This is a genomic window from Rhodococcus sp. NPDC060090, from assembly GCF_042729855.1.
Classification (GTDB): domain Bacteria; phylum Actinomycetota; class Actinomycetes; order Mycobacteriales; family Mycobacteriaceae; genus Rhodococcus.
Genome location: NZ_JBHWXB010000003.1, coordinates 294,337 through 314,174 on the forward strand (window position 1 = coordinate 294,337; position 19,838 = coordinate 314,174).

Genomic DNA, 19,838 nt, shown 5'->3' on the forward strand with positions numbered 1-19,838 from the left:
CGGTCAAGCGCTTAGGTGGTCCGTCATCGACGTTTCCGCTTCTTCTTGCGGTTTCGCGGGCGCGACCGCCGTGCGCGTTTCGCGGTCGGATGCTCCACGGGGTCGTCGGCCTCGGCAGCAGACTCAGGCATCTGCTCCTGCAACGCCCGCTCCATTTCCCTGCGCAGACTGTCCATCAGTTCGGGGGAGCGAAGCAGAAACGACGCCTCCTGCAGTGCGACGTACCGCGCCTTCGAGATCAGCACCGCCGTGTCACGTTTCCCGGTGATCTCCACGGCAACCGTGTCGTCGTTGACCTGTCGAATCAGGTCTTTCAACTGTCTGCGCGCGGACTTCACCGTGGTTGATGGCACCCGCATCGGCTCCGTTCGTCTACTCGTCTGACTCGCGCATCATCCCATCACCGGACCCGAATCGGGTGCGGGATGCGATCCCGCGTGTCAGAGCACAGACACGCGATGAATTCCGCGCCCCCCGGAGGTCGGTACCGATAACCGTGATCCGTGTATCAACCGAATGGAGTGGTGATGCCCCCGAAACCCCGTGGTCTGCGAATCTGCTTGCCGATCTCCGATCGTACGAATTCGATGATCTTCTACCGAGACACGTTCGGATTCGAGCTGGTGGGCGAACCGGCCGACGACGGCGTACCCGAACCGTTGATGTTCCGTGTCGATCAGCAGACCATGTTGATGCTCATCCCCGCGGGCGGTTTCGGTTGGGCCCTGGGAGAAGGTCGTGAGCTCGCCCCCACCGGGACCAGCGAGTGCATCGTGGACGTCGGCGTCGCCGATGAAGACGAGGTCGCCGTTCTCGTCGAGCGCATCCGCAGTGCAGGGGGTAAGGTGCTCGGCGAACCACAGCGCAAGCCCTGGGGATACGAAGCCACGTGCACCGACCCCGACGGTCATGTGTGGCAGGTCAGTGTCGAGCCCTGATGCGGCAGCGCGAAAAGTTCACCACTGGGCACGCGGACACGATCCAGCCGAAGCGCCGTTCTGCACAAGAACTCCTCGACGAAGCGTGGAGGCGCCCGAGGTCGCTCCGGCGGGTTCACATGATCGTCCGGTCTGCCCAACCTTGAACGATTTCCTGCTGATCTTCGTCGATGCCGAGCTGCACGCCCCGACCTGGCCGCAATGCGTTCCATGGAGTGGTCTGCGGTTTCCGGCAGGTGCTGCGCCTGGCGATGCGGGCCCGGTGGAGCCCAGGACCGCGCTCGAGCGTGCCGTCATGACCACCTACGATTCTTCGGTGACCGAATACGACGACTTCGACATGTTCGGCGGCCTCGACGCCTCCACGTTGCCGCCCCGCCAGCAGCGGATTCTGGTAACGATCCGGGATTGGGTGGCAGCGCACGGATGCCCGCCGAGCACCCGACAGATCGCGGACGCGGTGGGCCTGAGATCGACGTCGTCGGTGTCCCAGCACCTGAAGAGCCTCGAGGAGAAAGGCTTTCTCCGAAGGGGCACGTCCATGGCCCGCCAACTGGACGTACGCCCGTTCTTGGCCGGCACCGAGCAGGGCCGTTCGAACGACAACAACGTGGCAGTGCCGGTGGTTGGCGACATCGCGGCCGGCGCACCGATCCTCGCGGAGGAGTACATCGACGAGACCCTGACGCTTCCCCGCGAGCTCGTCGGCTCCGGCACCGTGTTCGCGCTGCGGGTGCGCGGGGACTCGATGACCGACGCCGCGATCTGCGACGGCGACGTCGTCGTGGTGCGCCGCCAGGACGAAGCCCATTCCGGCGACATCGTCGCCGCGATGATCGACGGCGAGGCCACGGTGAAGGTACTCCGCCGCCGCAACGGTCATGTCGTCCTCGAACCCCGCAATCCCGCTTACACCGAGATCGACGGCGACGGTGCAGTCGTCCTGGGTAAGGTCGTCTCGGTCATGCGCCGCATCTGACGAAACGCAGCGAGTCCACGAGAATGTCGTCCTCGACTATCGACGGAGATGCTCCAACAATTCCGGGATCACTCGCTCCTCCATCACAGCTCGCCCGGACCGCTCCAGGGCCGTTGCCAGTTCGGGATCCCACGGCGACTCGGCGCGTGTATCGGTGGACTTCAACGTCTCGGAGTCCCCACGGTTGAGCGCCTCACGATACGTAGCCGCATCCATCAGCCAGGGCAGTGCGTCGAGTTCGGTGCATGCGCGACCGGTGGTGCGCAGCCCGGTCCAATCGAAATCGCCGCGCCAGTACACGGTTCCGCGGGCCGTGCTCATCAACCTACGGACGGCCTCCGACGGCTGTCCCTCCGTGCACACCAACGGCTTGCACAGTGCACCCAGTTCACGTTCGGCGGCCTGGACGACGGTGGGATTTTCACACACGTACACCTCGTCCGCAGTCAACGTCGCAGTCCACGTGCGAAGCTGCGCCAGTGTCCACACTTGATGGATCCCCGCGTCCGCCGCGGCCTCGGAGATCGTCACTGCTGAGGGGTGGCCTCCGAGTCGTACACCGAGGGTCAGTACGCGACTCGTCAGGCCGCTGTCGAGTACCCCGAACTGTTCCCACAGCGCGGCGCGCTCGGCACCGGTCGAGGGTGGGGAGACGCCACGCGCTGCCGCGAGAATGCGCAGGACCCATCGGCGTACCGGTGTATCGGTCAGGGCCTTGGTGTCACCGAGCGCATGATCGGCAAGCTCGACCGGTGACGCGCCCTCGGCGGGCAGTGCCACGAGAATGTGGGCGACGTCGCGCATCGTCCCCGATATCAGGTCGGGTGTTGTGACTCGCGCGGCGTTGAGGAGTTCGAGCCACTGCCGATGCTCGGGCGCCGCGAGAATCGTATGGATCCGGTCCCACGCGCGGTCGATGGCCTCCTTCTTGGCGGCCCGCTCGGCGGGTCGGTCGACGAGCGGTGACTCTGCGTGCAGCACTTCGAGCAGCGAGCGACCGCCGTTGAGAGGGAGTCGGAGAAAGATGTCGAGAGATCGGATGTAGATGGGCACCGTGGGCGAGGCACTGTTCACATCGACTCCGCGCATCGCGAGCGCCAGTCGATAAAGATGGGGCGCCTCCTCGGTGACCGGCACCGTGATCTTCCCGGTCACCTGAAGTCCGTTGCGCTCGAGATGCCGGCGGGCCCTGTCGAGCACCGCACGCAGTTCGTTGCTTCCGGCCCAGCTCATCTACTCTCCCCGGAATCCCATGCCGATCAGGCGAACTCGAACGCACCATCCACCGGCTGCGTCACCCGCCGCGTACCCGGCGACCCCAACGCCGTCGCCAGATCCGACCCGTCGTGCTCGGCGAGCAACTCACCACCGGACCACACCAGCAGCGTCGCCGCGACCGTGTGCTCCACCACCGAATGCGACAGATCGTAGTGCGCACACCCCGGCACCCCACCGTAGGTGATCCACAGATCGAACCCGGTCATGAACAAGTCGAGGTCGAATTGCACACACAGGCCCAGCAACTCGCTGCGCCCGGTGTCGTCGACACCCGCGAACGCCTCATCGAGCGCCAGCAACCGCGGCGCATGCGGATCGGCGGAATCGAGCATCACGTGCGCCGCCGCGAACAACGGCAGATGCAGCGACACCGACTGCTCACCACCGGACAACGCCGAATGCCGTGCCGGCGTCAACCGGTCCTCACTGCCATCCGACCCGATGAGGCTGAACGAGAACACCCGCCAGCGCCGGTAATCCAGCGTCGCCGCGAGGATCTCCGGGTACGACCGCTCCGGATGAGCCGCCCGCTCCGCGCGGATCCGCGACGCGAAATGCGCCCGGATCCCCGCCAGATCCTCCGGCGACAACGCCGACGCATCCCGATCGAGCAGTTTGCACACCGCCCGCGCCCGCTCGTCCAGATGATCGGCGAGCACCCAGTGCACCCCGATCGTGTTTCCCGACGACATGTGCCGCTGCCGCATCTCGGTCCCCATCCGGCCGATCAGATCGCGGGCATCGACAGTGCGTTCGTGGATCTGCTGAGACAACCCGGTCAGCAGCGCATCCTCGAGGATGCGACGCTCCGAATCGGTGAGCAACGCCTCCTGCTCCTGCCGCGCCCGCGCGATGCGCGCCGCGAACCGCCCGACCGAGGTGTAGCCCTGCTCGTCCTGCACCTGCACCACCGTCACCCCGTCGGGAGCATCCCAGGTCAGGCGATAGTCGCGTCCCCGCGCGAGTTCGGCATCGAAGTCCTGCAGCGCCGACGTCAACGCCGACCCCGTCGACTTGCGCGCAGATTCCCCGGCCGACACCGACTCCGTCGCAGTCTGGAGCGACCGGAACAACCCGGCCACCTCGACGGGCAGCACCTCGACGGGCGGCACCTCGACGGCAGCGCCGTCGACGCCTGTAGCGTGCCGGATCCGGTAGACCACCTGATCGGCATCGAGCCACGCAGCCTCGCTCGCCGGCCACATGTGCTCGCTCTGCACCTCGAGCAACGCCAACAGGTCGCGGTGCGAGAACGGCGCCAACTTACGGGCATCGACGTGACATTCCACCAGCGCCGACCGCAACGTCTGCTCCGCAGCCGTGTGCGCGGCCTCGGACTTGCCGATCTGCTCGAGTGTCGACTGGAACGCATGTCGAGCCGCGCGTTCGGCTGTTTTCGCCGACTCGATTCGAGTCCGGGCCTCCTCGAGTTGCGCATCGATGCGCTCGGCGCTCGCGCCGATCGACTCCCGCAATGTCTCGAGCCCCTGCTGCTGATGTGCCAACGACTCCGCGGCCTCGAGAGACTGTTCGGCGGCCTCGTCCGCCGCGACCCGCGCCTCGTCGTGCCGAGACTGTGCTTCCCGCAGACGTTCGGCTGTGTTCGCCTGATCACGCAGCGCCCGGAGCAGCGTCTGGCCCTGCGTCCGGAAATGCCGGATCGCAGCGTCGAGGCTGTCCAGCTCGACGGCGGTGAGCGGGCTGCGGTGCCGCGCCGCAGCCGCACGCAGCTGCTGTTCCTTGACCGACGCATCGGCGATCGCCTGATCGTGATCCCGGTCGGCCGCCGCCGCCGAGTCCTGCGCGGTACGCAACGCACCCGCACACTCGGTCACCTTCCGCAGCGCGGCGAGGACCGAGCCGGTGCGGGGAAGTGCCTTCACTGCCCGGTCGAGAGCCGTGAGACGGTCGCCGAGCGACTGCTCTTCCTCACGCAGGGTCTGCGCCTCCGCGCGGGATTCGGCAATGGTCGCTTCGAGTTCGGCGATGCGCCGCTGCCGTCGTCGTGCACGGGCCGTCGCCCCGATGAACTCCGCATGATCCTTGCTGTGACGACCGAGCTGCACACCCTGCCGATATCCGCCGCGCACATCCACCGCGACGCCACTGCCCGGCTCCGCCGTCAACGCGATCGACGCGAGTACCTCCGCGACCCGAGACTCAGGTACCGGCGTATCAGATTCGGGCACGAGAACATCCGACAGGGTGCGGCCGGTCGGTCGTTGCTCGGGCGGCAACGCCAGCAGCAGCTGCTCCGATTCGAGATCCGGGATTTCACCGGCGCCGCCGACGAGCCACCCGTCGAGCAGATTCGCTGCCTGCAACGCCGCCTCGACGCCCGCCGCGTCCTCCGCCGACACATCGTCCCGGAATCGCACGAGCTGCCACAGCGGCGCGCCGTCCATATCCGCTCGGCTCCCGCAGCGCGCGGGAAACGGCGGGGGAGCGTCGTCCCGCTCGGCTGCCACCGCGGCACGCTCCTGCTCGAGCTCACCGATCCGCACCCCGAGCGCATCGATCTCGGAGACCGTCGCGCGCCGCCGGAACCGGATCTCCTCGACGACCGGGCCGGTGTGCTCGGCCAGCACCGCAGTCGGCGAGGTGGCGTCATCTTCACCGACCACACCGAACGCGGCATCGAGCGCCTCGAACACCGGTGTCGACAATCCCACGCCGGACAGGGTGTTCGTGTGCTCGGTCCACCAGCGCCGCAGCTCGTTCGCCGTCTCACTGCGGGCCAGTTCGACGACGGTCTCCGCTGCCTCCACCGCCGCCAGCGCCGTGTCGCGCTGACCGCGGCTGCGCGTCGCCGCCACCTCCGCTCGCGTACGCGCCGCAGCCGCCCCCTCGACCTTCGACAATGCGCTGCGCACCGCCCGCACGTCGGCGTCGCGTTCCTCGGCGTTCGCCTCGATCACCGCGACCAGCCGCTCCGTCCGATCGATGTGCTCCACACCCGACCATGCGATGGACGCATCCTCGGCCGCAGCCTGCATCGCATCTTCCGTGCGGCGCCGCGTCGACGTCGCGGCGGTCACGGCGTCCTCGGCACGAGTCTGCTCGCCGACCCGATCGGCCAACGCAGCCTGCGCCCGCGTCGCATTGTCGGTCTGCGCCGCGGTGGTGCGTTCCAGGTTCGCCACCACCGACGCGAGGTCGTCGAGCTGCTGCTTGCCCTCGTACGCGCTCGACCGCTGCAACGCATCGAGCGTGGTGCGGGCCTGCTCGTGCTCCCGCTCCGCACCGGCGAGCCGCTCCTCCGACTCGGCGCGCGCAGCCGTTGCCTCCTGCTGCGCGGCGCCGGCCTGCCGCAACGCGAGCACCGCGGCGTCGACGGCCTCGAGCCGCCCCGCCACCTGCTCCACCGTCACCCGCGCCTGCTGCCGTACATACTTCGAATAGACGGTGACGAACCGCTGCGCCGCATCATCGGCGGCTGCCAGCGACTCCAGCGTGCGGGCCACCTCCTCCATGTCGGAGAACGACCGGGCCGCTTCGACGACCAGCTCGTCGTCGAGCGGCCGCAACCCGTCGGTCAGGGCCTGCGACAAGCCCTTAGGATCGAGATTCTTCGCCAGCTGCGGACGCCGCAACGTCAGGATCAGATTGATCAACTGGTCGTACCGTTGCGCGCCGAGACCGAACATCCGCGCATCGATCGCCGCCCGATACTCGATCGGACGTTCGGTGATCGCATCGGCACCGACCTGCTCGATCAGCTGCTTCTTCGTCAGCGGCCGATCCTCGTCGTCGAGCAGCGAGAAGTCGACACCGACCCGGCCGTCCACCACGAAATGCCAGCGGGTGACCTTGTCGTTGCCCTTCGTCGCGCGCATCCCGACCCCGACCGTCACAGCCTCCGGGTCGTCGCGCTGCCCGCGGCTGAACTCCATCCACACATACGAATGCGCGCTCTCCTGCCCCTGATACAGCAGATTCGAGCGCATCGTGCGTTCCTCACCGGCGAACGGGTTCAACCGGCGCGGCTCGATGCGCCCGTCCAACACGAACGGAAACAACACCTCGAGGGCCTTCGTCTTGCCCGAGCCGTTCGGACCACGCAGCACCAGACGACCGTCGGCAAACGAGAACTCCTGATCGCGGTAGTCCCACAGATTGATGATCCCGGCACGCGTCGGGCGGAAACGGGCGCTGCTCATGAGATCTCCGTGTCGATCGAATCGGAAACAGTGGAAGCCGAAGTGCTGGAAAGATCAGGGTCACTGGGCGCGGGCCCGCCCGGAGGCGGATCATCCGCCGACGCATCGGGAAACAGATCGAACTCCGGATCACGCTTGCGCACACTGACCGTCACGCCACGGAACCGCGCCAGCGCCGGCAACGCCAGCACCCCGCCGGGCGTGCGCACCACCAACCGCATCTGCTCGAGCCGCTCCGTCGCCGCCTGCGCGAGCCCCGCCGGGTCCGCCTGCCACTGCGCAGCGAACGTCCGCCCATAAGTCTGGACGAGCCGCCCGATCGTGCCCGCGATCCACGAATCCTCGATCAACGGATGCATCGGGGCCGGACGCTCCGACTCACCCTCGAGACGATCGACCAATTCTCCCGGCGCCGCGGACGCCAACGGGGTGAACAACCCCGACCGCGGAATCGCACCGTCGATCGCCGCCGCCAGAGCACCATGCCGATCAGAGGGCAACGGCATCCGCTCCGGCGCCGCAGCATCCGGATCCAGCACCCGATCGCACATCTCCCCGGCCAACAGCAACGCGACCTGCGCGACCGTCCCCGTGTTCGGGAACCGCACATCCGACAACCGGCCCGACGTCTCGACCAGCGCCACCCCCTCGGCGCGCCGCTCACACACCAGCCCCGTCAACAACTCCACCTCCTCGGTGGTGCGCGGCAACGCCAACTGCAACGCCTCGTCGTCCGACAACTCCTCGGCGTAGACCACAGGCTTCTGCACCAGCGCGCGACGCACCCGCCGCCGCACCTCACCGGTGTCGGTGTGCGGCACGGACGAGCCGAGCAGCGCCCGCACCGACGTCAGGTGCTGCAACGCCCGCGGAGGACGGAACACCGCGGCCACCACCGCACGATCGATGTCGTAGAGCGCCTCCCCGCGCCCCGGGTCGCTCGCCCAGCCACTCGCATCACCATCGGCGAGCGCCAGCGCACCCCGCGCCGTCAACCACGCCACCGCATCGACGAACGCATCCCGATCCGCGCTGCGCTCGGTGTCGAGATCGATGCCTTCCACCCGGCTCGCATCCGACGCCACATGGTCGGCCAACTCCGACAACGTGATCTGACCACCACCGCGACCCAACGCCGCGATCGACAACGCCAGAAACGCATACCGGCGACGATCGAACGGCCGGTCCGTCGCGGTACTCGTACCCGCACCCGGATCGAGCCGATCCGCGACCGTGAACAACCGCGCCGTGGTCTCGGTGACCTCGAGCCGATACCCGAACGTGGCGAGGAGATCCTCACGCAATTCCGTCGCCCACCGGCGCAGCGACGACAACGCCGACCGATCCGGGAACGTCGCCGTCACCAGATGATGCGTCAGGATCAGCCGCGCCGCCCGCTGATACGCATCGAGATCGACCGACGCAATCGCACGCGCCCTCACTGCACCTCCACCGACAGATGATCCAGATACAAACTGCCCCGCGCGGTGCGCACCACCATCGACTCCTCACTCGGCCGCAACGTGAGCTTCACCCCGTTCTGTGTCCCCGACGTTCCCTCATCGGACCGCACCCGCCCACTGACCGGCACCCGCGCAGACAACGCCGCATCGAGCAGACTCAACAACACCTCGGCCTCCGGCTCCGAAAGCTCCCGCTCCCGCACACCACCGACCGCGAGCGACTTCGCGGCCTGCGCGCGGCGCCGCTGCGTCTCGAGCTGCTTCTCCCGCAACCTGCGCACCCCGGCATCATTACGCTGGATCCGTCCGGGCGCTCCCGCAGCGGGACGCCGCCCGGTTTCCGCGAGCGTGCGCGAGATCTCCACCGGCGGCGCCTCCCACCACGAACGGGTGACGGGGATGACGTCCGCGTCGGGATGCGGTATCGAGAAATGCCGGGGCCGGCCGAGGTCGAACACGGCGCCGAACAGGGCATGCGCGGCGTCCTCTGTGGGCGCGTTCGCGAACCACCCCGCCAGGTGCCGCAACTGCGATTCGCGGCTGACGCCGCCGCGTCGTTGCTCGGTCAGGCGCCGCAGCAGCGACAGCACCGCCGAGATGGCATTGATCGTCGCGCCGCGCAGCCGCTCCGATTCGCTCGGCGCGGACCCCACACCGACGAACCAATGCTCGACACCGCGCCAGCGCATCCGCCAGTCGGCTTCGCGTTCCTCGAACGAGAGCAGCACCCGCTCGTCGTGCTGCGCCGCCAGCGTGGGCAGTGTGTCGGAGCCGGTGGCATGGACACGGTCGAGCGCCGCGGTGAGCTTCGGGGCGTAGCGGGCAAGATCGGAACTGAACTCGCGCATATGCGTGAGCAGCGCGTCCTTCTGGTCGAGGAACACTTCCGGGGTGATCTCGGTGGTGCGCACCAGATCGCCGAGCACCAGGTAGAACCGGGCGGCGCGTTCGGCCATGTCCGACAGCGTCGAGTCGAGCCGGCTCAATTTGCGGTAGACGAGTTCACCGTCACCGGCGGCGTTCGCGTCGGCGAGTTCGGTGAGATCGGCGAGCAGATCGGCCAGCGCCAGCCGCGACAGGGACACGTCCTCCCCGCGCGCCGACAGCACATCTTCCACTGCGCGGAACGCCCGGTAGCCTGCCTGGCCGAACTGGTAGACGTAGTGGCGGTTGCGGTACTCGGCGAGCGTTGCGGCGCGGGTGCCGTCGTAGCTGCGCTCGAGAACACCCCACGCGTGGAGTTGCTCGAGCAGAGCCGGAAGGTCGGAGGCCTCGGGCGCGTCTCCGGGTCGGTCTGCTGCGATGCGGTTCAGGACGGTCTCGACGTCCCCGGCGTGCAGCAGCACCGTGTAGTTGCCGCGCGCGTGGTCGAATGCGCGCAGAACCCACAGGTAGTGAGTGCGTTTCTCGGCGGTCGCGAACGAGAACAACCGCAGCCGATCGTCCCGCACCAGCGGATCCTCGACCGCTCCGACGGGGGATCGACCTGTTTCGTTCACTGTGACAGGGTAGGCGGACGAGGCACTCGGGCCTGCATCACCCACGGCCCGTGTCGGCGACCGGCGTGCGCGTTCGCCCCCCGCGTGGGTCGCGCGGGCGGTAACGTCCCTGGCCATGAGACGACCCACGCGTCGTGTGCTCGCGGCGATCGTCATCGCAGGTTCTGTCGCGGTGCCAGGGTGGGCCCACGCCACCCCGAGCGCGGGAATCTCGGGCGTGACATGGGTGGACATCGAGGTTCCGCCGAACCTTCTACCGTTCGTGCCCGACGGGGTGCACGCCGTGGCGCGCGAGATCACCATCGACCCGGGTGGAACGACAGGGTGGCACTACCACGACGGGCCCGTTCTCGGCATCGTCCGGGCGGGCACGCTCACACATCCCGGAGCGGATTGCGCGCCGGTGATCTACGACGCGGGTGACGTGATCGACGAACCCGCGGGGGCTGACCACATGCACGAGGGCCGCAATGCAGGGACGGTGCCGGTGATACTCGACGTCGTGTATCTCACGCCGATCGGAGCGCCGTTGTTCGAGGATGCGCCGGCCCCCGCATGCGCCGCGATCTGAACCGGCCATCGAGGGCGTCCGCGACCTTCCCCATGGATCTAGAGTGGGCACCGACGCCGGGAAGGGAGCAGATCGCGCTGCCCGGCTCCACCTTCGACCACAGGAGGACACGTTGCCGAGCGTGCCGAGTCGTCTACTGCCCACGGTCATCAAAGCGATGCGCCGAAACCGCAACTACCTCGACCCGGCCACCGCGCGCGACCACCTGAAGGACGTCTCACTCCGACCGCGACCCTACGGGCCGCCTGCCCGGTTGCGCCGCGACGTGACAGTGACCATCGACCGGAGCGGACAGTGGCCGATCTACACGATCACCCCCGCCGCGGGAGAACCCCACGGCAACACCGTCTACGTTCACGGCGGGGGGTGGGTCAACGAAATCGTCTCGCAGCATTGGGATCTCGCGGCACAGATCGCCGCGGAGGCACAGACGACCGTCACGGTGCCGATCTATCCGCTGGTGCCGTTCGGTACCGCCGGGCAGGTCGTCCCGGCGATCGCCGAACTCGTCCGGGCCAACCACGACCTGCACGGCACCGTGTGCCTGGCCGGTGACTCCGCGGGCGGGCAGATCGCGCTCTCGGCCGCAATCGCGCTGCGCGACGAGCACGCGCTGATACTGCCGCGCACGGTACTCATCTCGGCGGCGCTCGACCTGTCCCTGTCCAACCCCGAAATCGATGACGTCCAACCCACCGACCCGTGGCTCGCCCGCGAGGGCACCCGCGTGTTCATCGACCACTGGCGGCGCGACCTCGCCCTCGACCACCCCTGGGTCAGCCCCCTCGCCGCCGACCTACACGGACTCGGACCACTCACCGTGTTCATCGGCACCCGCGACATCATCTACCCCGACACACGCCTGGTCGTCGAGAAAGCGACGACCGCAGGCGTCGACGTCGACTATCACACCGGCGACGGGCTTCTGCACGTCTACCCGCTGACCCCCACCCCCGAGGGGAAAGCCGCCCGCAGCATCATCGTCGACCGACTTCGGGCACGACGACCCGTGCAGCCCTGACCTGAGTGTTCAGGCGCCTACGGGCACTCAGCGATGAGGATCGTTCGGGACTGTGGCACTTGCCTGCGACTTCCTCGTCCCCCTTTCACGTTATACACGATCGGTGCCGCTCATGAGGCCCGGAAAATTGGTCCATACTCGCCTCTCGCATTCCGAGACCACAGGTCAGGAGCAGGGAATGGGCTATGTGCTGGGCTTCGACGAGGTCGACCGCACAAATATCGCAGAGGTCGGAGGAAAGGGCGCGAACCTCGCAGAATTGTCGCGCCTCGCAGGCATTCAGGTGCCGGACGGCTTCTGCGTGACGACGGAGGCCTACCGCCGGGTCATGACCGACGCACCGCAGATCGACGCGCTGCTCGAACGACTCTGGGAGCTCGACGAGCGCGACCGCGAAGGAATCCGAGCCTCGAGCGCCGACATCCGCCGCGCGATCGAACAATGCGCGATCCCCGACGAGGTGGCGGCCGCGATCGTCGGCGCACACGCTGAACTCGGCGAACACGGCGCATATGCCGTCCGCTCGAGCGCGACCGCCGAAGACCTCCCGAACGCCTCCTTCGCCGGCCAACACGACACCTACCTCAACATCGTCGGAGCGCAGGAGATCCTCCGGCACGTCAGCCGGTGCTGGGGTTCATTGTTCACCGAACGCGCCGTCACCTACCGGCTGCGGAACGGGTTCGACCACCGCACGATCCGGATGGCGGTCCTCGTGCAGCACATGGTGTTCCCGCAGGCGTCCGGGATCCTCTTCACCGCAGACCCCATCACCTCCGATCGCACCGTCGTCTCCATCGACGCCGGATTCGGATTCGGCGAAGCTCTCGTCTCCGGCCTGGTCGACGCGGACGTCTACACAGTGCGCCGCGGTGAAGTCACGGACAGGGCCGTGGCGAGACAAGAACTCGCCCTCGAGGCAGAACCCACAGGCGGAACGAGAATTCGGTCCCTCGCACCCGAGCAGCAGAACCGGCCGGTGCTCACCGATGCGCAGGCAGTGCGGCTCGCGCAGCTCGGTCGCGACATCGAAGCCCACTTCGGAAGTCCCCAGGACATCGAATGGTGCCTCATCGACGACGAAATCCGGATCGTCCAAAGCCGGCCGATCACCACACTCTTCCCGATCCCCGAAGCCGCCGACGACGCCAACCGCGTGTACGTATCGGTCGGCCACCAGCAGATGATGACCGACGCCATGACACCGCTGGGGCTGTCCGTGTGGCAGATGACGAGCACGGCGCCCATGCGCGACGCCGGAGGCCGGCTGTTCGTCGACGTCACCGAACGATTGGCATCACCCACCGCGCGCGCCGGCCTGGTGGCGGCGCTCGGCAGTTCCGAACCACTCGTCGGCGATGCATTGCGCACCCTCGTCGACCGCGGCTTCGTTCCTACCGTCCCGGACACCGATCCGGTCGAGGCGCCGACCGACGGTGCCGCACCCGCGCCGATCCAGCCCGACGAGGCACTCGTCACCGAACTGATCGCCGACAGCGAAGCCTCCACCGCAGCATCGACCCGCGACATCCGCACCCGAACAGGGCCTGCGCTGCTCGAGTTCATAGCCGACGACATCGGGGAACTCCGACGGATCCTGTTCGCGCCGAAGAGCTACCGAGCGATCACGGCCTCATTGGACGGCGCAACCTGGCTGCGCGACCACCTCGAGGAGTGGTTGGGGGAGAAGCACGCGGTCGACACCCTCACCCAATCCGTTCCCCACAACATCACCTCCGAGATGGGCCTCGAGCTGCTCGACGTGGCCGACGTGATCCGGCCGAATCCCGAGGTCGTCTCCATCCTCCGCCGTGTCGAGGACGCGGGAATGGACGAGGCGCACTTCCTCGACGCATTGGCCACGGTCCCCGGTGGGCGAGAAGCCCGCGCTGCCATCGACTCCTTCCTCGACAAGTACGGGATGCGCTGCGTCGGAGAAATCGATATCACCCGGCCTCGATGGCGCGAGCACCCCACCGCGCTCGTCCCCACCCTCCTCGGCAACGTCGCACACTTTGCACCGGGGGCCGCCCGCCGACGTTTCGACGACGGACTGCGCGCTGCACAGCAGAAGGAACACGAGGTGCTCGAGCGGCTGCGCGCACTACCGGACGGTGCGCGCAAGGCGGACGAGACCAAGGAAATGATTGACCGCGTCCGCGCGTTCGCGGGGTACCGCGAGTATCCGAAGTACGGAATGGTCTGCCGCTACTTCGTCTACAAGCAGGCCCTCCTCGGCGAAGCCGAGCGCCTCGTCGGGGCCGGTGTGCTTCGGCGCGCGGACGACATCTTCTACCTGCGATTCGACGAACTCCGCGAGGTCGTACGCACGCAACATGCCTCCGCCGAGCTCATCCGCGAACGACAAGAGGCGTTTCGCTCGTACCGGCTTCTCACACCGCCACGCGTGCTCACCTCGGACGGCGAGACCGTCACCGGTGTGTATCGCCGAGACGACCTTCCCACCGGAGCACTACCCGGCCTGGCAGTATCCACGGGGGTCGTCGAAGGACGCGCCCGCGTGGTCGCCGACATCGCGCGGGCCGATCTCGACGCGGGCGACATCCTGATCACCGCGTACACCGATCCGAGCTGGACGCCACTGTTCGTCGCAATCGCCGGCCTGGTCACCGAGGTAGGCGGACTGATGACCCACGGTGCGGTGATCGCGAGGGAGTACGGTGTGCCCGCCGTCGTCGCGGTGCCCGATGCCACCCGGGTGATTCGCGACGGGCAACGAATCCGGGTGAACGGAACGGACGGGTACGTCGAGATCCTGTCGGACGAGACATGACATGACATGGCAAGGCACGCAGATACGCCTGTCCGACAGGGAAGTTCAGCCGACGGCGTGAACCTTCTGCCAGTGATAGTCCATCTGCCGCGCGACGCGGAGCGCGAGGATATCGTCGACCAGCGACACCAGGTGCAGGGCGAGGTCGATGCCCGCAGAGATTCCCGCGGAAGTGTAGACGCCACGGTCGTGCACCCACCGCGGTTCGGTCAACACGGTCAGGTCGGGGAACCGACGTGCCAGTTCGGCCTGGTCCTCCCAGTGTGTGGTGACGCGATGATCGGTCACCACGCCCGCTGCGGCGAGCAGAAACGCGCCCGTGCACACCGACGCCACCACGGGAGCGGAGGATCGCGCCGCGATCCAGGACACGACGGCATCGTCGTGCTCGACCCGATCGGTGACACCGCCGGGGACCAGAAGAACATCGAAGTGTGGGGCGTCGGCGATCGACACGTCCGTCTGTACCCGCAGGCCTCCACGCGCTGTGATCGTCGACCACTCGGGGTAGGCGGCCACCAGGACGGCTCCGGCGATGTCGGTCGGGCTCAGGCGTGCGGCAACGGAGAACACCTCGAACGGACCGAACGCGTCGAGCACCTCGACGTCGTCGAACAGGAGGATGCCGTAGCGGATCGGTGTCACGCCAGCATTGTAAGGGCGTGGTCGCGGGGCCCTGCCCGTCGAGCTGCCAACTCTCAGTGCGTGCGATCGTGCTCGATCTGCGCCGCGAGGATCTCGGGCACGCTGTCCTCCACGAGGAACAGGAGGGTGAGGAGCGGAGTGACGATGCGGTGCCCCAGGTCGGTGAGCGAGTACTCGACGTGCGGGGGGATGGTCGTGAGGACCTCGCGGTGCACCAGGCCGTCGCGTTCGAGGGTCTGCAGGGTTTGCGAGAGCATCCGTTCGCTGATGCCGTCGACGTGGCGGCGTAGTTCGGAGAAGCGGTGGGTCTTCTCGGACAGCGCCGCGAGGACGAGGGCACCCCAGCGTCCGGTGATGTTCTGAAGCACCGGACGGGACGCGCAGTCGCGCGCGAAGACATTGGCTTCGGGGAGGTCGGCGGTGCTCATGGCTGCCCATTTTACCTCGCGAACCTTGAAGAAGCACTGAGGAAAATGTTGCACTATCGAAAAGTAAGCGTATAACTAGTGGGGAAGTTGAAGCATCAACAGTTCGCGCGCTTCGGCGAGCGGGCCCAACACGAGGAGGCACACATGACCATCGCCGTGACCGGAGCTGCCGGACACCTCGGCCGCCTGTCCATTGCCGCACTGCAGGAACGCGGCGTCGCCGCCGCCGACATCGTCGCAATCGTCCGTGACACCGCCAAAGCCGCCGATCTCGCCGCCACCGGCGTTCAGGTCCGTGCAGCCGACTACACCGATCCGGCTGCGCTCCGCGAGGCCCTCACCGGCGTCGACAAGCTGCTCCTCATCTCCGGTAGCGAGGTCGGCCGGCGCCTGCCGCAGCACACCAACATCATCGAGGCAGCCAAGGCAGCCGGAGTCGGATCCATCGCCTACACCTCGGTCCTGGCCGCGGACACCAGCCCCTTGGCGCTCGCCGCCGAACACAAGGCCACCGAAGAACTGCTCGCCCAGTCCGGAATCGCCCACACACTGCTTCGCAACGGCTGGTACTGGGAGAACTACGAGACGGCCGTCGACACGGCCAGGGCCACCGGCGCACTGTTCGGCGCGGCCGGCACCGGGCGCGTCGCCGGAGCCGCACGCAAGGACTTCGCCGATGCTGCCGCTGTCGTTCTCACCACCGACGGCCACGACGGCGTCACCTACGAACTCGGCGGCGACCAGCACCTCACCTACACCGACATCGCCGACGTGCTCTCCCGCGCTATCGGCACCGCCGTCACCTACAAGGACCTGCCGCAGGCGGAGTACGCCACCATGCTCGAGGGTGCTGGAGTGCCGGCGCCATTCGCTCGGATCCTTGCCGACTCCGATGCCGGAATCGCTGCAGGCGTACTCGACACCGATCGCGACGACCTGCGACGCCTCACCGGACGTCCCTCCACGCCGTTGGCGGATGTCCTCGGCGCCTGACACTCAGCGCACCTGGAAGAGCACACCTGAATACTGAGTCGATGTCCACACCCCGGAGACGCGTCGCCGCCTACGTGATCCGCCACCGCGCGGGCCCTGAACTGCTCGTGTTCGACCACGTCGGTATTCCTGACGCGGGCACCCAGATCCCGGCCGGAGGTATCGAACCAGGGGAGGACCCACACGCAGCCGCGCTCCGGGAGGTCACCGAAGAAACCGGACTCGACACCTGCACCGTGATCGGGGTGGTCGGCATCGATCACCGACCGCACCCGATCACCGGGCAACCACGCCACACCCATGTCCTCCACCTCCGCGTACCCGACGACGCTCCCGACACCTGGACCCACACCGTCCGCGGCGACGGCACCGACACCGGACTGCAGTTCGCATGCCACTTCGTGCCGCTACCACTGCCCGAACCGCTCGCCGACGAGCAGGATCTGTTCCTCGGCCACCTCGATCCCGACTGGACGACCCTGACCCGCCGATAGCAGCACTCGCACGCACCGACACACGCAGGCCGACCGGAGGGGACCAGAAACCGGCGTGGCAATGGCAGGATCGGATCCGTGAGTTCCGCGAACCTTTCCCGAGCCGAAACCGCCGCGCGCGCCCGCGCTCTCGACGTGCACTCCTACCACGTCGAACTCGACCTGCGCGGTGCCGTCGACCAAGACCGCACCGGCTTCCCCACGGTGACCACGATCGAGTTCACCGCTTCCACACCGGAGACCTGGGTCGACTTCCTCGGGGACTCGGTCGAATCCGTCACCGTCAACGGCGACCTGATCCCCGTGGTCTACGACGGCGCACGGATCAGTATCAGCGGACTCCGCGAAATCAACGTCGTCACCATCGTCGCCACCGGCCGATACAGCAGGTCGGGGGAGGGCATGCATCGCTTCCTCGACCCGGTCGACGGTGAAACGTACCTCTACACCCAGTACGAACCCGCCGACGCCCGCCGCGTCTTCGCCTGTTTCGAACAACCCGATCTCAAGGGCGCATTCACATTCGTCGTCACCGCACCCGCACACTGGCAGGTGGTCTCCAACCAAGCCGTCGATCACCGGCAGCGCGGCGGCGACAACCAGACCGTCACGTTCGCCCCGACCCTGCCGATCTCCACCTACATCACCGCTATCGTCGCCGGGCCCTACCATCGCGTCGACTCCTCGTGGAGCAGGGGAGAACTCACCGTGCCGCTGCGGGTGCTGTGCCGCGCCTCGCTCGCCGAACACCTCGACGCCGACGAGATTCTCCAGGTCACCACCGAAGGTCTCGACTTCTACGCCGAACACTTCGACTACCCGTACCCGTTCGGCAAGTACGACCAGGTGTTCGTCCCCGAATACAACCTCGGCGCCATGGAGAACCCCGGCTGCGTCACCTTCACCGAGGCCTACGTCTTCCGCGGTGCCGCCACCGAAGCCCAGTACCAGGGCCGCGCCAACACGATCCTGCACGAGATGGCGCACATGTGGTTCGGCGACCTGGTCACCATGAAGTGGTGGGACGATCTGTGGCTCAAAGAATCTTTCGCCGACTACATGGGATCGCTCGTCAGCGCCGAGGCCACGAAATACACCGACGCCTGGGTCGCGTTCGCCAACCGCCGCAAGGCCTGGGCGTACCTGCAGGACCAACTCCCCACTACCCACCCCGTCGTCGCCGACATCGTCGACCTCGAAGCCGCCAAACTCAACTTCGACGGCATCACCTACGCCAAGGGCGCCAGCGTCCTCAAACAACTCGTCGCCTACGTCGGCCGCGACGCCTTTCTCGAAGGATCCCGTCGCTACTTCCGAGCCCACGCCTACGGCAACACCACCCTCGATGATCTCCTCACCGAACTGTCCGCAACCTCCGGCCGCGACCTCACCGAATGGGCGCGCGCGTGGCTGCAGACCTCCGGTGTCTCCACCTTGGTCCTCGAACCTGCAGGCGACGGCCGCTACGACATCCTGCAGACCGACCCGCGACCCCACCGCCTCGCGGTCGGCTGCTACGACCACGATCCCGCCGGCGACCTCGTGCGCAACCACCGCATCGAGGTCGACGTCGCAGACGCCCGCACCCGGCTCGAATTGCCCGACGCACCACTGATCCTGCTCAACGACGACGACCTCACCTACGCCAAGATCCGCCTCGACGAACGCTCCCTGACCACCGTCGAATCCGCACTCGACCGGGTCCGCGACCCCCTCGCACGCGGTCTCATCTGGTCGGCACTGTGGAACGCGACCCGCGACGGTGAGCTCACCGCCCCCCGCTACCTCGCGATGGCGAGACGCTTCTCGACGAACGAACCGAACCTCGCGCTGCTCACCGCTGTCCTCGCCAACGCTCCCGCGGCCATCGAGCATTACCTTCCCTCGGCGGCCCGCCCCGACGCGCGCGCAGCGTGGCTCGACGCAGTCTGGCACGGACTCGAGATTGCGGAACCCGGCAGCGGCGCCCAACTCGCGTTCGCTCGCGCTGTCGGCGCAGCCGCCACCATGGACGCTCACCGTGCCGCCGACCTCCGGGCACTCCTCGACGGCATCACACCCGCACCCTCGGGACTTGCACTGGACGCCGATCTGCGATGGACCTGGTGGACGGCGCTCACCGCTACCGGATTCGCCGACAAGCCCGACCTCGACGACGAACTGAGCCGCGACGACACCGCCACCGGCCGCACCGCGCACCTGCGGGCCATGACGGCCCGCCCTCGTGCCGAAGTGAAAGCCCACGCGTGGGCGGCCATCTTCGCCGATCACACCCTGACCAACGACCACCTCGACGCCACCATCGGCGGTTTCCACGCCGGCGCGCGCCGCGATCTGACCGGCCCTTACGACCACGACTACTTCGCGGTCCTGCGCGACACCTGGTCCGAACGCAGCATCGAGATCGCCCGCCGCATCGTCCTCGGGCTGTTCCCCGCGACCGACAACCTCGACCAGGTCGACGCGTGGCTCGAATCGAACACCGACGCACCCGGCGCACTGCGCCGCCTCGTCGTCGAGCAACGCGACCACCTCGCCCGCGATCTGCGCGTCCAACAGGTCAGCGAGGCCTGAC

15 protein-coding genes are annotated in these 19,838 nt (G+C 67.6%); 8 read left to right on the forward strand and 7 right to left on the reverse strand.

The window, feature by feature from the left end:
- Positions 1-23: 23 nt before the first annotated feature.
- A complete protein-coding gene (locus ACFWCF_RS06040; RefSeq protein ID WP_378558429.1) occupies positions 24-359 on the reverse strand; it encodes a type II toxin-antitoxin system Phd/YefM family antitoxin in 336 nt (111 codons plus the stop codon).
- Positions 360-527: 168 nt separating this feature from the next.
- Between ACFWCF_RS06040 and ACFWCF_RS06045 the strand changes: the two genes are divergently transcribed.
- The gene (locus ACFWCF_RS06045; RefSeq protein ID WP_378558430.1) at positions 528-938 is read left to right on the forward strand and encodes a VOC family protein; all 411 of its coding nucleotides are present in this window, start codon (positions 528-530) and stop codon (positions 936-938) included.
- 295 nt (positions 939-1,233) lie between these two features.
- Positions 1,234-1,917 carry a transcriptional repressor LexA gene (gene lexA, locus ACFWCF_RS06050; protein WP_378558432.1) on the forward strand — a complete coding sequence of 228 codons (684 nt, stop codon included), beginning with the start codon at positions 1,234-1,236 and terminating at the stop codon, positions 1,915-1,917.
- 36 nt (positions 1,918-1,953) lie between these two features.
- Here lexA and ACFWCF_RS06055 read toward each other — a convergent pair whose 3' ends face one another.
- From ACFWCF_RS06055 to ACFWCF_RS06070, 4 genes are read right to left on the reverse strand one after another with little or no spacing between them, the layout of a single operon-like run.
- A complete protein-coding gene (locus tag ACFWCF_RS06055; protein ID WP_378558436.1) occupies positions 1,954-3,150 on the reverse strand; it encodes a DUF2399 domain-containing protein in 1,197 nt (398 codons plus the stop codon).
- A 26-nt stretch (positions 3,151-3,176) separates the two neighbouring features.
- Entirely contained in the window at positions 3,177-7,355 is a 4,179-nt protein-coding gene (locus ACFWCF_RS06060; protein WP_378558439.1) for a TIGR02680 family protein, read from the reverse strand.
- Positions 7,352-8,797 carry a TIGR02678 family protein gene (locus ACFWCF_RS06065; RefSeq protein WP_378558442.1) on the reverse strand — a complete coding sequence of 482 codons (1,446 nt, stop codon included), beginning with the start codon at positions 8,795-8,797 and terminating at the stop codon, positions 7,352-7,354. The genes ACFWCF_RS06060 and ACFWCF_RS06065 overlap by 4 nt, the downstream gene beginning before the upstream one ends.
- Positions 8,794-10,254 carry a TIGR02677 family protein gene (locus ACFWCF_RS06070; protein ID WP_378558673.1) on the reverse strand — a complete coding sequence of 487 codons (1,461 nt, stop codon included), beginning with the start codon at positions 10,252-10,254 and terminating at the stop codon, positions 8,794-8,796. Before ACFWCF_RS06070 ends, ACFWCF_RS06065 begins: the two co-directional genes overlap by 4 nt.
- A 178-nt stretch (positions 10,255-10,432) precedes the next feature.
- Here ACFWCF_RS06070 and ACFWCF_RS06075 point away from each other — a divergent pair, with 178 nt between their 5' ends.
- The 3 genes from ACFWCF_RS06075 (at position 10,433) to rph (ending at position 14,703) form a co-directional block, all read left to right on the forward strand.
- Entirely contained in the window at positions 10,433-10,888 is a 456-nt protein-coding gene (locus ACFWCF_RS06075; RefSeq protein WP_378558445.1) for a cupin domain-containing protein, read from the forward strand.
- Between the two features lie 121 nt (positions 10,889-11,009).
- On the forward strand, positions 11,010-11,909 hold the full coding sequence (locus ACFWCF_RS06080; protein WP_378558448.1) for an alpha/beta hydrolase fold domain-containing protein: 900 nt from the start codon (positions 11,010-11,012) through the stop codon (positions 11,907-11,909).
- Between the two features lie 178 nt (positions 11,910-12,087).
- On the forward strand, positions 12,088-14,703 hold the full coding sequence (gene rph / locus ACFWCF_RS06085; protein ID WP_378558451.1) for a rifamycin-inactivating phosphotransferase: 2,616 nt from the start codon (positions 12,088-12,090) through the stop codon (positions 14,701-14,703).
- 45 nt (positions 14,704-14,748) lie between these two features.
- On the opposite strand, the gene ACFWCF_RS06090 is transcribed toward rph, so the two are convergent.
- Complete coding sequence (locus tag ACFWCF_RS06090) at positions 14,749-15,348, reverse strand: DJ-1/PfpI family protein (protein WP_378558455.1); 600 nt, start codon at positions 15,346-15,348, stop codon at positions 14,749-14,751.
- Between the two features lie 53 nt (positions 15,349-15,401).
- Positions 15,402-15,776, reverse strand: a complete 375-nt coding sequence (locus ACFWCF_RS06095) for a winged helix-turn-helix transcriptional regulator (protein ID WP_378558458.1) — start codon at positions 15,774-15,776, stop codon at positions 15,402-15,404.
- A 144-nt stretch (positions 15,777-15,920) separates the two neighbouring features.
- On the opposite strand from ACFWCF_RS06095, the gene ACFWCF_RS06100 reads away from it, so the two are divergent.
- The 3 genes from ACFWCF_RS06100 (at position 15,921) to pepN (ending at position 19,837) form a co-directional block, all read left to right on the forward strand.
- A complete protein-coding gene (locus ACFWCF_RS06100; protein WP_378558461.1) occupies positions 15,921-16,769 on the forward strand; it encodes an SDR family oxidoreductase in 849 nt (282 codons plus the stop codon).
- 41 nt (positions 16,770-16,810) lie between these two features.
- A complete protein-coding gene (locus ACFWCF_RS06105) occupies positions 16,811-17,263 on the forward strand; it encodes an NUDIX domain-containing protein (protein ID WP_378558464.1) in 453 nt (150 codons plus the stop codon).
- A gap of 78 nt (positions 17,264-17,341) precedes the next feature.
- Complete coding sequence (gene pepN / locus ACFWCF_RS06110) at positions 17,342-19,837, forward strand: aminopeptidase N (RefSeq protein ID WP_378558467.1); 2,496 nt, start codon at positions 17,342-17,344, stop codon at positions 19,835-19,837.
- Position 19,838 lies beyond the last annotated feature (1 nt).

What these genes read in the sequence shown, in the direction of transcription:
- ACFWCF_RS06055 (WP_378558436.1), bottom strand. Translation starts at nt 3,150, where the DNA reads ATGAGCTGGGCCGGAAGCAACGAACTGCGTGCGGTGCTCGACAGGGCC.
- ACFWCF_RS06100 (WP_378558461.1), top strand. Translation starts at nt 15,921, where the DNA reads ATGACCATCGCCGTGACCGGAGCTGCCGGACACCTCGGCCGCCTGTCC.
- ACFWCF_RS06075 (WP_378558445.1), top strand. Translation starts at nt 10,433, where the DNA reads ATGAGACGACCCACGCGTCGTGTGCTCGCGGCGATCGTCATCGCAGGT.
- lexA (WP_378558432.1), top strand. Translation starts at nt 1,234, where the DNA reads ATGACCACCTACGATTCTTCGGTGACCGAATACGACGACTTCGACATG.
- ACFWCF_RS06060 (WP_378558439.1), bottom strand. Translation starts at nt 7,355, where the DNA reads ATGAGCAGCGCCCGTTTCCGCCCGACGCGTGCCGGGATCATCAATCTG.
- rph (WP_378558451.1), top strand. Translation starts at nt 12,088, where the DNA reads ATGGGCTATGTGCTGGGCTTCGACGAGGTCGACCGCACAAATATCGCA.
- ACFWCF_RS06040 (WP_378558429.1), bottom strand. Translation starts at nt 359, where the DNA reads ATGCGGGTGCCATCAACCACGGTGAAGTCCGCGCGCAGACAGTTGAAA.
- ACFWCF_RS06095 (WP_378558458.1), bottom strand. Translation starts at nt 15,776, where the DNA reads ATGAGCACCGCCGACCTCCCCGAAGCCAATGTCTTCGCGCGCGACTGC.
- ACFWCF_RS06105 (WP_378558464.1), top strand. Translation starts at nt 16,811, where the DNA reads ATGTCCACACCCCGGAGACGCGTCGCCGCCTACGTGATCCGCCACCGC.
- ACFWCF_RS06045 (WP_378558430.1), top strand. Translation starts at nt 528, where the DNA reads ATGCCCCCGAAACCCCGTGGTCTGCGAATCTGCTTGCCGATCTCCGAT.